The 16303-nt window shown below is 32.1% G+C and carries 13 protein-coding genes and 1 other annotated feature; of the genes, 10 read left to right on the plus strand and 3 right to left on the minus strand.

From position 1 onward, the window contains the following. The first annotated feature begins 454 nt into the window (after window positions 1-454). From EV214_RS13710 to EV214_RS13750, 9 genes are all read left to right on the plus strand, one after another. Window positions 455-1123 (plus strand): GntR family transcriptional regulator, encoded by a 669-nt coding sequence (locus EV214_RS13710; RefSeq protein WP_132246741.1) that lies wholly within the window; start codon window positions 455-457, stop codon window positions 1121-1123. Between the two features lie 64 nt (window positions 1124-1187). After that, window positions 1188-2633: an aminotransferase class I/II-fold pyridoxal phosphate-dependent enzyme gene (locus tag EV214_RS13715; protein WP_132246743.1), complete on the plus strand. Its 1446-nt coding sequence runs from the start codon at window positions 1188-1190 to the stop codon at window positions 2631-2633. Between the two features lie 93 nt (window positions 2634-2726). Then, window positions 2727-4811: a methyl-accepting chemotaxis protein gene (locus tag EV214_RS13720; protein WP_132246745.1), complete on the plus strand. Its 2085-nt coding sequence runs from the start codon at window positions 2727-2729 to the stop codon at window positions 4809-4811. A 129-nt stretch (window positions 4812-4940) separates the two neighbouring features. Further along, a complete protein-coding gene (locus EV214_RS13725; RefSeq protein WP_132246747.1) occupies window positions 4941-5465 on the plus strand; it encodes a transcription repressor NadR in 525 nt (174 codons plus the stop codon). A 133-nt stretch (window positions 5466-5598) separates the two neighbouring features. Beyond that, on the plus strand, window positions 5599-6510 hold the full coding sequence (nadA, locus tag EV214_RS13730) for a quinolinate synthase NadA (RefSeq protein ID WP_132246749.1): 912 nt from the start codon (window positions 5599-5601) through the stop codon (window positions 6508-6510). Window positions 6511-6524: 14 nt separating this feature from the next. After that, window positions 6525-8090, plus strand: coding sequence for an L-aspartate oxidase (gene nadB, locus EV214_RS13735; protein ID WP_132246751.1), 1566 nt, complete (start codon window positions 6525-6527; stop codon window positions 8088-8090). Further along, window positions 8072-8905, plus strand: coding sequence for a carboxylating nicotinate-nucleotide diphosphorylase (nadC, locus tag EV214_RS13740; protein ID WP_132246753.1), 834 nt, complete (start codon window positions 8072-8074; stop codon window positions 8903-8905). The genes nadB and nadC overlap by 19 nt, the downstream gene beginning before the upstream one ends. Window positions 8906-8956: 51 nt before the next feature. After that, window positions 8957-9994 (plus strand): PTS transporter subunit IIC, encoded by a 1038-nt coding sequence (locus EV214_RS13745; protein ID WP_132246755.1) that lies wholly within the window; start codon window positions 8957-8959, stop codon window positions 9992-9994. A 117-nt stretch (window positions 9995-10111) separates the two neighbouring features. Continuing rightward, a complete protein-coding gene (locus EV214_RS13750; RefSeq protein ID WP_408631311.1) occupies window positions 10112-12862 on the plus strand; it encodes a UPF0182 family membrane protein in 2751 nt (916 codons plus the stop codon). A 30-nt stretch (window positions 12863-12892) separates the two neighbouring features. Here the strand turns inward: EV214_RS13750 and EV214_RS13755 are convergent, their stop codons facing one another. Both EV214_RS13755 and EV214_RS13760 read right to left on the minus strand, forming a co-directional pair. Further along, window positions 12893-13525: a site-2 protease family protein gene (locus EV214_RS13755; protein WP_132246757.1), complete on the minus strand. Its 633-nt coding sequence runs from the start codon at window positions 13523-13525 to the stop codon at window positions 12893-12895. Window positions 13526-13699: 174 nt separating this feature from the next. Further along, window positions 13700-13891 carry a hypothetical protein gene (locus EV214_RS13760; RefSeq protein WP_132246759.1) on the minus strand — a complete coding sequence of 64 codons (192 nt, stop codon included), beginning with the start codon at window positions 13889-13891 and terminating at the stop codon, window positions 13700-13702. 207 nt (window positions 13892-14098) lie between these two features. Beyond that, window positions 14099-14315 (plus strand) — a binding site (T-box leader). 47 nt (window positions 14316-14362) lie between these two features. On the opposite strand from EV214_RS13760, the gene serS reads away from it, so the two are divergent. Beyond that, complete coding sequence (serS, locus tag EV214_RS13765) at window positions 14363-15640, plus strand: serine--tRNA ligase (protein ID WP_132246761.1); 1278 nt, start codon at window positions 14363-14365, stop codon at window positions 15638-15640. A 30-nt stretch (window positions 15641-15670) separates the two neighbouring features. Here the strand turns inward: serS and cotE are convergent, their stop codons facing one another. Further along, window positions 15671-16261, minus strand: coding sequence for an outer spore coat protein CotE (gene cotE, locus EV214_RS13770; RefSeq protein ID WP_165916375.1), 591 nt, complete (start codon window positions 16259-16261; stop codon window positions 15671-15673). Between the last annotated feature and the right edge of the window lie 42 nt (window positions 16262-16303).

A 16303-nucleotide genomic window follows, 5' to 3' on the forward strand; every position in this document is an offset into this window, starting at 1 on the left:
TAAATACAGGGGTGGATCTTGTTGCTACAAGAAATATGTAAGGAAGAATAAAAGGATATACGCAAAAATGTATATCCTTATTATTTTGTTTTTTTGAAATGATAGATTTTAAAAAATTTGAAATTTAACGTGAAATTAAATACATATATATAATATATAGGATTAAAATTGAAATACCATAGGCTGAAAGTGAATGGTGCTGAATGGAAACTTGCAGAATTTATTTTTGAGAAAGAGAAATAATAATACAAATTAAATAATAATACAATGATGTAAGGCGTAATAAATTAAACGTGCAAGGTGGCATGAAAAAAAAATCAAATGCTTGAAAATACTTGTATACATTGACATTATCGTATATTTGTATTAATATATTCTTATAGGAAGTACATTACCAATGGTGTCGAAATATGACAAATGTTAGGTAAAATTCATGTGAAGTGTGGAGGATTTTATGACCAGGGACATATTGAATGAAGATAATACAGGTTTGTCCTTAACATCCAAGATATTCAATATACTAAGAGAAGATATATTAAATGATAAATATGCTGAAGGTGAAAAGCTAGGAGAAGCAAAATTAGCAGAAGAACTTGGTGTAAGTCGTACACCAGTAAGAGAAGCCCTTAAACAACTTGAATTAGATGGTATTGTAGAGAATAAACCAAACAGAGGCGTCATTGTATTAGGAATATCTAAACAAGATATTGAAGATATATATGCTATAAGAGAAGCAATAGAAGGAATTGCTGCTAGATGGGCCGTAGAAAGAATTACAGAAGAAGAATTAAATGAATTGAAAGAAGCTTACGAATTGATGGAGTTTTATACATTTAAAAAGGATCTTGAAAAATTTGCAGAATTAAATACTAAATTCCATGAAACTATCTATAAAGCAACAAAGAGTAGGTATCTTGAACAAGTACTTAAGGACTTTCAATATTACATGAAAAAAACAAGAAAAAGATCGTTGAATGTTGAAGGAAGAATAAATGAATCACTTAAAGAACATGAAGTGATTCTAGAGGCTTTTCTAAATAAGGATAATGTGGCAGCTCAGAAGGCACTTACAAAGCATGTAGAGAATTCAAAAAAAAATGTAGAAAAGAATATAGAAAGCTAAGACTACTTTATAGTAGTCTTTTTTTTGCTTGAGTAACAAAAAATTAAAAATGGAGGTTTTAACTATGAATGATTCTATCATTTTTAAAAAACTTACAAAGCTTTCACAAGATCACATAGTATCCTTTCATGTTCCAGGACATAAAAATGGAAATATTTATAAAAAATATAAGAATCATTATTTAAATAATGAACTATTATGTTTTGATGTAACGGAAATTCAAGGAACAGATAATTTGCATGCGCCTGTAGGAATGATTAAAAATGCGCAGGATAGAGCAGCAAAATTTTTCAAAGTAGAGCATACATTTTTTCTTATAAATGGAACCACAGCAGGAAATATTTCTGCGCTTATGGCAGTAGCAAACCCTAATGAAAAAATTATTGTACAAAGGGATTGCCACAAATCTATTATGAATGGATTGATCCTTGGAGGTTTAATTCCTGTATATATTACCCCCGAAGTGAGTATGAAAAACAATATTCCTATGGGGTTAAAACCAGAAAGTGTAGAAGAAGCTATTCTTAAAAATCCCGACGCAAAAGCGGTAGTGCTTACTTATCCTAATTATTATGGGATCTGCTCAGATGTTGAAAAAATCGCTAATATTGTACATAAATATGAAAAGATACTCATTATAGATGAAGCACATGGGTCTCATTTTATTTTAAGTGAAGATTTACCTATAACATCCATAGAAGCAGGAGCAGATATAGTTATTCAGAGTACGCATAAGACATTATCTAGCTTTACGCAAAGTTCTATGCTTCATATGAATGGAAATAGAGTAGATATAGATCGGTTAAGATTCATGCTGACGATGCATCAAAGCAGTAGTCCTTCATATTTATTAATGGCATCATTAGATGAGGCAAGAGCGATCGCACAAAAGGATGGAAAGCAGCTTATGAAGAACCTTTTAGAACATATAGATGATTTCCATGAAAAGATATCCTATATAGAAGGAGTAAAAATTATAAATAAAAGATTTATAGGAAAATACGGCGTTCATGATATGGACAAAACAAGACTTGTAATAGATATGACAGATTTAGGGATTCGTGGTATACAATTAGAAGAATTATTAAGAAAAAACCATCATATACAGATGGAGATGAGTGATATAAACAATATTGTAGCGGTATGTACCATTGGAAATGCTGGGAATGATTTTAAAAAGCTATTAATAGCGTTAAAAGATATACAAAGAGAAAATAAAAAATCTTATAAAAAAATAGCCATGCCACCGTTTTTATATACTACTCCTAAAATGAATATCACACCAAGAGAAGCTGTTTTTAGAAAAAAGATAGAGATAGATTTTGAAAAAAGTGCTGGAAAAATAAGTGGAGAATACATTGTTCCTTATCCTCCCGGGATGCCTATTTTATGCCCAGGAGAAGAAATTACTGAAGAAATGATTGTATATATAAAATATTTAAAAGCAATGGGAATCAATATTATTGGGTCGCACGATAGCAGGTTAAAAAAGATAAACGTAATAAAATAAATTTAAAATGATCATATAAAAAATAAAAAGGAAAAAAGAGAATAATATTGAAATATAGAAGAGTGTATAAAATACTATTTAGGAGAGAGACGTATGAAAAAACTAAAACATCAGTTGATAGGTATCATGATATTACTTGTAATCATTCCTTTTATTGCATCAAATATGATGGGATATTATTTTATTGTAAAAGATTATCAAATAGAAATGGAAAATAATAACACGATTCTTGCAAATTCTATATCTGGTAATGTGGCCGCTTTTATTGATAAAGCCTATGCAATAACAGAAGAAATTTCTTACAATAACGATGTAAAAGGGTTTATCTCCGAAAAACAAAGAGAAGTATTAGTGGGTAGCATTGAAAGAAATCCTTATTTTGACTTATTATATATACAAGGCATTGACGGCATGCAGACTGCAAGATCAAAGGGTAAATTAGGAGATCGATCCAATAGATGGTGGTTTCAAAAATTTATGAATGATAAAAAAACATTTATAAGTAAATCCTATCCTACCATATCAGGAAATGGAACGGTTCCAGTTACTTCTATATTTGTACCGATATCTGATAATGGTCAGCTAAAGGGAATCATGGGATCAGATTTGAAATTAGACTATCTTCAAACAATAATAGAAAAATCTAGTATTGTGGAACATCAATATGCATACGTGCTAGATGGTGAAGGGGTTGTGATTGCGCATCCAAATAAAGAACAAGTATCAGAACTTTATAATTATAAAAAATTTAATAAAACAGTTGTATTAAAAGATGGTAATGGAAATGCGCTATTAGATGAAAAGGGAAATCAGAAAAAAGAAGATCAAGACATCAAGATACCAGAAGAACTAAAAGAAATAACAAAAAAAGTTTTAAATGGAGAAACAGGAATAGCAGAATATATTGATAATAATGGAGAAAAGGTTATCAGTGCATATAAACCAATTGATCTACCAGGAGATTCTGATCCTTGGGCTGTTATTACGGTTCAGAAAAAAGAAAAAGCAATGAACTTTGTTACAGCTGTTTATAAAAGAAATATATTTATAGGGATAATTTTAATATTGTTAGCAGCATTCGTTGCATATACTGTTTCTAGTAAAATAACAAAGCCTATTATTCATATGATGAAACTTATGGAAGAGGCTGCAAATGGGGATTTAACTGTAAGTGCTAATGTGAAAGCTAAGAATGAAATAGGGAAACTAGGTGAAAGCTTTAATAAAATGATAAATGGAATGAAAAACCTTATGGAGAGAATAGAAAATGTATCTAAATCCGTAGAAAAATCTTCAAAACTTCTTGCGAATACTACAGAACAATCATCAATAGCCATTGAAGAAGTGGCAAGAAGTATAGGGGAAGTAGCAAATGGTGCAAATGAACAAGCGAAAGATGCAGAATTAGGTGTTGTTGCTACGACAGACCTTTCAGAACAAATCGAGAAAATGGCAGACCAAATAAAGGAAAGCCAAAAATATGCAGATGCAGTCTATCATGAGAATGATAAAGGGTTAAAGGTTATGAAAATCTTAGAAGATAAGACGGAACAAAGTAATAAATCTTCAAAGCAAGTGGTAGAAGTAGTGATTGCGTTAAGTAAAAAAACAGAAGCGATTAATCTTATTGTAGCAACAATTATGAACATTTCTGAGCAGACGAATTTATTAGCTTTAAATGCATCAATTGAAGCAGCAAGAGCAGGAGATGTAGGGAAAGGCTTTGCAGTAGTTGCAGAAGAAGTTCGAAAGCTTGCTGAGAGTACAAATGATGCTACGAATCATGTAAAGGACATTATATCCAATATTCAAGAAGATGTAAGATTAGCACAAGAGAAAATGAAAACTTCTGAATCAGTTGCAAAAGAACAGAATGAATCAATCAAACATGTACAAGAAACTTTTAAGAATATGACGATTGCTGTAAAAGATATTATTAACAAAATAAAAGATATTTCCTATGGTGTAGAAAATGTATCAATAAGTAGAGAAAAAGTCATATCCGTAATAGCCAATGTATCCGCTGTATCAGAAGAAACAGCAGCAGCTTCTCAACAGGTATATGCTTCTACGGAGGAACAAACGGCCTCTATGGAACAATTAAGCGCGCTTTCAGAAGAATTAGAGGAAATGGTACAAGAACTTGAGCAAACAGTAAAGGTATTCAAATTAAGTTAAACAAAAACCTAAGGATATAATAATCCTTAGGTTTTTTGTTTAAAAAAAACTAAAACATAACGATCTATTTTTACAATTAAACTATGGTATAATATTGAAATAAAGAAAGAGAATAGAAAGGAAGATACCATGTCAACAGAAGAAAGAAGAAAAGAAATCATAAAAATATTTAGGAATAAAGAAAAAACTACAACAGGTGCAGAATTAGCAAAAAAATTTAATGTGAGTAGACAAGTTATTGTGCAAGATATTGCTGTCATGCGTGCACAAGGGGAAAACATATTGGCCACTTCAAATGGATATATGATTCCAAAGTTCGATGGGAAAAAGAAAAATATAAAGACTATTGTATGTAGACATGAAGGCTATATTCATATGGAAGAAGAATTAAAAATAATGGTGGATATGGGCGCAAAGGTATTAGATGTAATTATAGAACATCCTATATACGGCGATATTAGAAGCACATTGATGATTGGTTCTCGAATGGATATAGAAGATTTTATAGGAAAAGTGAAAAAGAATCAAGCAGCACCATTAGCTTCATTAACAGGGGGAGAACATATCCATACAATAGAAGTTCCAAATGATCGTGCATATCACAAAATAATAGCATTACTAAAAGAAAAAGGATATTTGTTAAAAGGAGAATAATTCTTTTAATTCGTATAAATAATAAAATTTACAAATCTAGGGGATTGAAAAAATGCGAAAGATTTGTTATATTTTTAATAACAGGTGACAAGACAGGTGTAAAAACATATATCCTAAGAAAGGGTTTGAAAATATGAATGAAAATGAAATGATACAGGAAATTGAGCGGTTAAAAAAAGAAAAGAACGCAGTAATTCTAGCACATAATTATCAGATACCTGAAATTCAAGAGATAGCTGATATTGTGGGAGATTCCCTAAAGCTAAGTCAAGAAGCTACAAAAACAGATGCAGATATCATTGTATTTTCGGGTGTTCATTTTATGGCAGAGAGTGCAAAAATTTTATCTCCGCATAAAAAAGTATTATTACCTGCATATGACGCAGGATGCCCTATGGCAGATATGGTAGATGGGGATAAACTTAAAATATTTAAACAAGAATACCCAGACATTCCAATTGTTTGCTATGTAAATTCTTCAGCTGAGGTAAAAGCAGAAAGTGATATTTGCTGTACATCTTCGAATGCAGTAAAGATTGTAAAAAGTATGAAAGAAGACAAGCTATTATTTGTACCTGATCAAAATTTAGGAAGTTATATTCAAAAGCAAATACCAGAGAAGGAAATCATTCTTTGGGAAGGATTTTGCATTACCCATCATAGAGTGAAAAGTATAGAAGTAAATGTTGCAAAGAAAAAGCATCCAGATGCATTGGTGCTGGTACATCCAGAATGTAATGAAGCAGTCGTTTCAAAGGCTGACTTTGTAGGAAGCACATCTGAGATTATTGATTATGCAAATCGATCAGAAAATAAAACATTTATTATTGGTACAGAAATGGGCGTATTGCATAAATTGCGTAAAGAAAATCCAGATAAAAAATTCTATTTATTATCGCCTGGATTGACCTGCTACAATATGAAAAAAACAACCCTAGAAAATATTTATAAAGCTTTAGTATTTGAACAATATGAAATAAAAGTAGAAGAAGAAATAAGAAATAAAGCGCTGCATTCGCTTACAAGAATGCTTGAACTTAGTTAAGGAGATGAAAAAAGATGAAACCCAGATATATTAGTGGTTTTCATGAAAAAAATATAAGTCAAGAAATTTGTGATGTGATTGTTTTAGGGACTGGTATTGCAGGATTATTTACTGCGCTAAATGTTGATCCTAGATACAAAGTAATGGTGCTCTCTAAAGGAAAACTTGAAGACAATAACAGTAATTTAGCGCAAGGTGGCATCGCTGCATGTGTAGATCCAAAAGATGATTGCATATCACACTATGAAGATACACTAAGAGCAGGAGCTTTTTATAATAGAAAAGATACCACAAAGGTTTTAATTGAAGAAGCACCTAAAAATATTAAAAAGCTATTAACTTATGGCACAAACTTTGATAGAGATGAAGCAGGAAACCTAAGGGTGACAAGAGAAGGTGGACATAGCAAGAGAAGGATTCTGCATGCAAAAGATGCTACAGGAAGAGAAGTCATCAGGTCTTTAGCCGAAGAAATCAAAGATAGAGGAAATATTGTGGTTTGCGAAAATGTTTTGGGGATAGATTTATTAACAAATAAAAATACAGTTTGTGGCGTTTTGGCAGTAAATGAGAAGGAAGAAAAGATCATTTATAGAAGTAAGGTTGTTGTTTTAGCAACAGGCGGCGTTGGACAAATCTATAGAAATACCACAAATCCAGCAGTGACTACAGGAGATGGTATTGCTATGGCCTATAGAGCAGGCGCTAAAATTTTAGATATGGAGTTTATACAATTTCATCCTACTGCCATGTATGATAAAGAAAATGGACAAAAGTTTTTAATATCTGAAGCCGTAAGAGGAGAAGGTGCTATTTTAAGGAATACAAAGGGTGAGGCTTTTATGAAAAAATATCATAAAAAAGCTGATCTAGCACCAAGGGATATTGTGGCAAGAAGTATTTTTACAGAAAAGATAAAATTAGGGAAACCATATGTATACCTAGATATTACCCACAAAAACCCTGATTTTATTAAAAATAGATTCCCTACCATATATAAAAGGTGTATAGAAGAACGAATCGATATGACAAAGGAATATATTCCTGTATCTCCCGTTCAACATTATAGTATGGGGGGAATCTATACAGATGTAGATGGAAAAACAACTATAGAGGGATTGTATGCATGTGGAGAATGCGCTTGCACAGGGGTTCATGGAGCAAACAGGCTTGCAAGTAACTCTTTATTAGAAGGATTGGTCTTTGGCAATAGAGTCGTTGCATCTTTAAATAAATATATTTTAAATATAGAAATAAAACCATTACCTATGATTTCAAGTGTTCAATATAAAGGGATCAATGACTTTGTATTAGATAAAATGAGAGAAAACATTCAAAACATTATGGATGAACATGTATCTATTATGCGAAGCCAAAAGGGACTAGGATATGCATTAAAAGAAGTAGAGAAAATACGTAGTGCTTTATTAGGAAATGGGAAAAGTGTAAAATACTATGAATGCGTCAATATATGTACAGTTGCAATCCTTATTATAAAAGCTGCTTTGAAAAGGAAAGAGAGTCTTGGGGCACACTATAGAGTAGATACGGAGGGGCAAGGGTGTATAATAAATTTTTAGCGGAGAAAATAATAAAAAATGCTTTGATAGAAGATATGAACTATGGGGATACTACTACGGATATATTAATAGATGAACACAGTATTTCAGAGGCTTTTATGATTGCAAAAGAAGAAGGGGTAATTGCAGGACTGCCCATTGCTGAGATAGTATTTAGACTATTGGATAATAAAATAGCCTTTCAATTTATAAAAGAAGATGGAGAGCATGTAAAAAAAGGAGAACAAATTGCTATTATTAAAGGGAGTACAAAAAATATTTTAAAAGGTGAAAGATTAGCTTTAAACATCATACAGAGAATGTCAGGGATTGCATCAAAGGCAAGTGCATATGCAGATCGAATAAATGGGTATAATACAAAGATCGTAGATACTAGAAAGACAACACCGGGACTTAGAATGCTAGAAAAATATGCAGTTCGTGTAGGTGGTTGTTTTAATCATCGGTTCAATCTATCGGATGCTGTAATGATTAAGGATAATCATATAAAGGCAGTAGGAAGTATAGAAAAAGCTGTGGATCGGGTAAGGAAGAATATTGCTCACACCACAAAAATAGAAGTAGAAGTAACAAATTTAAAAGAGTTAGAAGAGGCAATCAATGCAAATGCAGATATTATTATGTTAGACAATATGGATATAGAAACCATGAAAAAAGCAGTTGCAATTACAAATAGAAGAGCAATTCTTGAGGCTTCTGGAAATGTTACCATTGAAAGAATAAAGGGGATGGCTGAAATAGGCGTGGATGTAATTTCTGTAGGTGAATTAACCCATTCTGTGAAGGCGATGGATATTAGCTTGATGATTATTTAATAAATATACAAAACTATTTATACTACATTATAAAATAAAGAGGAGAACCAAATGAAAAAAGAAAAATTTTCATTCAGAGAATATAGTACAAAAGCGTTAAATGGTATGGCTTTAGGATTATTTTCTTCTCTGATCATAGGACTGATTATCAAACAAATTGGAGATTATACAGGAATAGAAGCTTTAATAAAGTTTGGTAAAGTTGCACAATTCTTAATGGGACCTGCCATTGGTGCTGGGGTAGCATTTAGTGTAGGCGCGCCGCCTTTAGGGATTTTTGCTTCTATTGTTACAGGAGCCATTGGTGCTGGAACGATTGCTTCTGGCGAAGCGGGTGCTTTTATTATAAAAATAGGTGAGCCAGTAGGGGCTTTCGTTGCGGGCGTCATAGGGGCTGAGTTTTCAAAATTAATTGCAGGAAAAACAAAAGTAGATATTGTGCTCATTCCCCTTGGAACCATTATCATTGGTGGATTAGCAGGCGTTTTTATAGGACCTGTTATGGCATCAGTTATGAAATCTTTAGGAGGCGTCATTAATAGAGCCACGGAGTTACAGCCTATTCCTATGGGAATGATTGTAGCAACCCTTATGGGGATGATTTTGACGTTGCCAATAAGTAGTGCAGCCCTTGCTATTTCATTAGGGCTTAGTGGATTAGCGGCAGGAGCTGCTGTGGTAGGATGTGCAACACAAATGATTGGTTTTGCTGTGGCAAGCTACAGAGAAAATGGTATAGGGGGAGCGATTGCCCAAGGATTAGGAACATCTATGCTACAGGTTCCCAATATTATAAAAAATCCTCTCATTTGGATTCCACCAACGCTAGCCAGTGCAATACTTGGGCCTATTGCTACATTTATAATGAAAATGGAGAATAATAGTATTGGGGCAGGGATGGGAACAAGTGGTTTAGTTGGACAGTTTGGTACGATTGCAGTTATGGGACCGAATGAACCTATGACGCTAATTATAGGAAAAATCATTCTACTTCATTTTATTTTGCCGGCTATTCTTACCCTTATCATTTCTGAATATATGAGAAAAAAGGGATGGATTCAATATGGAGATATGAAATTAAATTCATAATTTAAAAAATAACTTTCTCGACAGTATAATAAAAATAAGAATATACTGTCGAGTTTGTTTTTTATTGACAAAAATATTTATATATGGGTATATTAGTACTATAAAGATAATGAAGGAGTGAAAAATTTGAGAAAAGCTAGAGGTGCTTTTGTAAGTTTAGGAGTGATGGCAATTTTATTTGCTTTAACTTCTTTTACCACAATTATTAATTTCATAACCGATTATCAGTGGTTTCAGGAATTGGGGTATGAACAGGTATTTTTAACAAAGCTCATGACGCAATTGAAAATAGGCATTCCTATTTTTGTTGTATTGACACTATTAATCTATTTTTACCTACGATCTATTAAAAAGAGTTATAATAAAAAGATTCATACAGCTTATGTTGGATTGAGCGAAAAGAAAATCAACCAAATAGCCTTAGGGATTTCGGCTATTGTTTCTTTTCTTGCGAGTGTGACCGTGTGTAGTAATCTTTGGTTTGAGGTACTAAAGTTTTTCAATACAACAAAATTTAATATTATGGATCCACTATTTAAAAAGGATCTATCTTTTTACATGTTTCAACTGCCTTTTATTGAACAGGTTTATTATTCATTGATTAGCTTTATTGTACTTTTGGTTATTATCACCGTTGTTTTTTATTTAATCATGATGAGTGTAAAAAGACCTAAATTGTTTGATGTAAATCATGAAAACCCAGAGACGGGAAGAGCAAAACTCAATGCTGAGAATGGAAAGCAATTATTAAATATTGCATTTGGGCAGCTAACAACTTTAGGTGTAATATTTTTTATTCTATTGGGATTAGGATATGTGTTAAAAACTTATAATTTACTTTATTCAACGAGAGGCGTTGCATATGGGGCAAGTTTTACAGATATTCATGTAACACTATGGGTATATCGAGCAAAGATAGTATTTGCATTTGTATCTGCAGTTGTACTAATAATGGGTGCAAAAGCTAGGAAGCTAAGATTAGCCCTTGCAGGACCCGTTATTATGATTGTAGTATCGATCCTAGGAAACGTTGCTGCGCTAGGTGTACAAAACTTTATTGTAACACCAGATGAAATCTCAAAGGAAAGTAAATACTTAGATTATAATATTAAATATACAAAGATGGCCTATGGATTAGATCAAATAGAAGAAAAGAATTTCTCAGCAGAACGAAATTTAACAAGAGCAGACTTAGATAAAAATAAGGAAACCATAAAAAATATTCGAATCAATGACTATAGACCTACAAAGCAGTTTTACAATCAAATTCAAGGCATTAGACAATATTATCAATTCCATGATGTGGATATAGACAGATATACTATTGATGGACAATTAACGCAAGTCTTTTTATCAGGAAGAGAGATTAATGAAGATAAAATAAAAGAACAATGGATTAATCAGCATTTGAAATATACACATGGATATGGGGTGGCATTATCCCCTGTAAATGCAATTACGAGTCAGGGACAGCCAGATCTATTCATAAAGGATATTCCACCAAAATCAAATATAAAAGGTATAGGAATTAAATACCCACAGATTTATTTTGGAGAATTAACCAATAACTACGTGGTGACCAATACAGATGAAAAAGAATTTGATTACCCAAGTGGAGATTCAAATGCAGAAACTTTGTATGAAGGCAAAGCAGGAATTAAATTAGGGGGAATCAATAAACTTTTATATGCAATAAAGGAGGGGAATTTAAAATTATTGATTTCTGGTAATATCAATAAAGATAGTAAAATTTTAATTTATAGAAATATAAAAGAGAGAGTACAAAAAATAGCACCTTTTATCGAGTATGATGATGATCCATATCTTGTAATTGATGAAGGAAAATTATATTGGATTTTAGATGGTTATACGATTAGTAGTAATTATCCTTATGCAGAACCTTTTGGAGAGGGACGTACAAATTATATCAGAAACTCTGTAAAGGTAGTGATCGATGCGTATAATGGAGGTACGACTTATTATGTAGCAGATGAAAAAGATCCTGTTATAAAAACCATGAAAAAAATATTCCCGCAATTATTTACAAGCATGGATAAAATGCCTGATGGAATGAAAAATCATGTAAGATATCCACAAGCGTTATTTGATATACAAGCAAATGTGTATAAAGTATATCATATGGCGGATACAGAGGTATTTTATCAACAGGAAGATTTATGGGATATTGCAAATGAAATCTATGAAAGAGAAACACAAGTAATGGAATCGAACTATTTCGTGATGAGATTACCAGATGAAAAAAAGGAAGAATTCTTACTTACGATTCCATATACACCAAAGAATAAGCCAAATATGACAGCCATTTTGATGGCAAGAAATGATGGCAAAAATTATGGAAAGCTCGTTATATATAAGATGCCAAAGCAAAAGAATGTTTATGGGCCAATGCAGATAGAATCTAAAATTGATCAAGATACGACCATTTCCAAGGAATTTTCCTTATGGGGGCAAAAAGGTTCTACATATATGCGTGGAAATCTTTTAACCATACCTATTGAAAATTCACTGCTTTATATTGAACCAATCTATTTAAAGGCAGATAATGAAAATAGTTTGCCAGAAGTAAAAAGAGTGGTTGTGGCTTATGGGGATAAAATTGCTTATGAAGAAACGCTAGAAAAAGCTTTGGATAATTTGTTTGGAGGCGTACAAAAGCCAGAAGTAATCATTCCACAAGAAGGTGTTAGTGAGCCAATAAATGCAAAGGGAATGATTCAAAGGGCGAATCAATTATTTAATCAAGCACAGATGGCCCAAAGAAATGGAAAATGGGCAGACTATGGAAAATATATCGGTGAATTAAAAACAGTACTAGAAAAATTAAATCAATTCCAAAATATAAAATAATAAAAGGGAATCTCTTAAAGAGGTTCCCTTTTATAAAAAGAATAGATTTAACAACAGTGTATATACAGCCGAAATAGGTGGGCCAATGATTTTATCAATAGCATCTGTTATAATCAATAAAATAAGAATAAAATTTCCTTTTGTAGAAATTTCATGATAGATCGGTTTGTCTTTTAATCCAAGGAGACCAAAGAAGATATGGGAGCCATCTAATGGTGGAATCGGGATTAGATTAAATACAAATAAAACCACATTGATCCAAACCGTATAATTAAAAATATCCATAATCGTTGGGTAAAGCTTTTGAGGTAAAAAGGAAACAGATATACTAGATAATATTTTCATGAGCACAATAAAAAATAAAGCGATGGTTAAGTTCATAATAGGACCTGCTAATGATACAAGAATATCATCTCGTTTTGGGTTTTTAAAGTTCATTGGATTGATTTGAACAGGTTTTGCCCATCCAAATCCAGCAAGTAATATAAAAATAAAACCAACTGGATCAATATGGCTCTGCGGACTTAAGGATAATCTACCTTGAAGTCTTGGGGTGTCGTCTCCTAGCCAAACAGCTACCTGAGCATGGGCATATTCGTGAAATGAAAATCCTAATAAGATCCCAGGTAATATAAGAAGCTTTTCTATTATGTCGATATTCATGAATTTCCTCCTTTGATTGAAAAAGTCTATATCTATTTTATAACAAATGATGAAATTAAGAAATACCTAACTTTGGAAATTATTTTAACCGCCAAAAAAAGAAAGACTTTCAAATGAAAGCATTTCTTTTTAAAAATATCGCTATATATATAGAAAAAAGGATAGAAATAAGAGCTACCTATTTCTGAGAAGTTTTAATTCTTCTATAGACATGTCATCAAGATGTTGTGCCATTTGTGAAAATTCTCTTCTATCAATAAAACCTTTTGTAATAAGAATTTCTAGGATTGTAGCAATTGCAAGGGTATTTCTATAATCAACTTCTTTTAGATCACCTAGTTGTGCGTATAAATCAATATCATGCATTTGTTGTACCCCCTTAAAAATATTTGATGTTTACAAGTATTTACTGAAATAATAAAAAATATACATATTATTGAAATAAAAATACATATCAATATCATTTTAACAATAGATTTAATATAACTATATTTCCATATCTAAAAAATCATGAATAAAAAGATAAAAAGATTGAAAAGATATATATAATATGTTAGAATATCCTAAAAATGAAGAAAGACTATGAGAGGAAGTAGTAAATAATAAAATTTCTTTAGAGAGTCAGTGGTTGGTGAAAACTGATGAAATTTGTTATTGAATCCATCCTGAAGTCACAAGCTGAAATATGGAGTAGGCTTTGTCGGGTGCGACCGTTATATCGTAGAAAAGAGGACTGAAAATTTCAGCCAATCTGGGTGGCAACGCGGAAGAATAACCTTTCGTCCCTGTTTAGGGATGAGGGTTTTTTTATTTTTGAAATGAAGAGGAGGAAACGGTATGTTAGATATTAAAAGAGTAAGAGAAAATATGGATGAAGTGAAAGAACTTGTAGAAAGACGTGGACATGGAGATTATGGATTACATCAGGTGATGGGATTAGATGAAAAAAGAAGAAGGTTACTACAAGAAGTAGAACAGATGAAAAATAAACAGAATACTGTATCAAAAGAGATCCCACAATTAAAAAAAGAAGGAAAAGATGCATCAAGTGTATTAGAGGAGATGAAAAAGTTATCAGCCAAAATTAAAGAGCTTGATGAAGATGTAAAAAATACTGAAACAGATATGAAAAATATGCTTTTAGGTATTCCAAATACACCACATAAAGATGTTCCAGTAGGAAATAGTGATGAAGATAATGTAGAAGTGAAAAAATGGGGCGAACCTACAACATTTGATTTTGAGCACAAAGCGCACTGGGATATTGGTACGGATTTAGGAATTTTAGATTTTGAAGCAGGAGCAAAAATAACAGGTGCAAGATTTACAGTTTACAGAGGGGTGGGTGCCCGACTTGAAAGATCTATCATTAACTTTATGCTAGATTTACATACAACAGAGCATGGGTATACGGAAATATTACCACCATTTATGGTGAATCGAGATAGCATGACAGGAACAGGACAACTGCCAAAATTTGAAGAGGATATGTTCCATATACCAAGTAAGGATTTCTTTTTAATCCCTACAGCAGAAGTACCTGTAACAAATTTATATATGAATGATATCATTCATGGAGAGAAGTTACCGATTTATCATACTGCTTATACCCCATGTTTTAGAAAAGAAGCAGGGTCTGCAGGTAGAGATACAAGAGGTCTTATAAGACAACATCAATTTAATAAAGTAGAATTAGTAAAATTCGTAAATCCTAAAGAATCATATAAAGAGCTAGAAAGTCTGTTATTCGCAGCAGAAGAAGTATTAAAGAGATTGAAAATTCCTTATAGGGTTGTAAAGCTTTGTACAGGAGATTTAGGATTCAGTTCAGCTATCACTTATGATATAGAAGTATGGATGCCAAGTTATGGTAGATATGTAGAAATATCTTCTTGCAGTAACTTTGAAGATTTCCAAGCAAGACGCAGCAATATAAGATTTAGACCAGAAGTAAAAGGAAAAGTAGAATATGTGCACACACTAAATGGATCAGGATTAGCTGTAGGGAGAACACTGGCAGCAATTCTTGAAAATTATCAGCAAGAAGATGGCTCAGTAATTATTCCAGAAGTTTTAAAACCATATATGGGCGGATTAGAAAAAATTATAAAATAATAATAGAGAGGTTTAACCTCTCTATTATTTTTAATCTACATCATCTTCATTATCATCATCTAGTATAGAATCAAAGATGATATCTTTTTCCTTTTCTTGTTGGTCTATAGAATAAGACAAAATATTTACTCTTGCTTCACCAATAACCTCTACCCCTAACTCATATTCTACTTGAATAGCGATAGTGGGAAGTCCTGATTTGTTTACAATCATCGTTCCTTGAGATACTGGGGTTTTGTTAATCCATGCAAGGATTCGTTTATCAAAATAATTTTCTTCGTAATAATTCTCTCCTTCTAAACTTTCTACAGGAATGACTTCAGAGAATTTCGAAAAACTTTTGGATACATTTGTATCTCCATTTCCTTCGTACCATACATGTACTTCAAATTCACCATTGATGCGAATATTAATATTATTATTGGAGAATTGTTCGAATTTACTTCCTTGTATCTCCGCATTTGTGATGGTGCAGCCTAAAACCTTATCAGGTGCTACATTATCTTCAGCGTTTATATATACAGTAGTCTGACATGTATGGGTTGCTTTTCCACAAATTGCGTTTGTGATAATGGTTCTCATGTTGCTTTTATAATCATACTTACTGTTTTTATGCTTCATGATTACCCTCCTTTTCTTTTTCGAATTCATAAGTATCTATAC

The organism is Marinisporobacter balticus, assembly GCF_004345705.1.
Taxonomy (GTDB): Bacteria; Bacillota; Clostridia; order Peptostreptococcales; family Thermotaleaceae; genus Marinisporobacter; species Marinisporobacter balticus.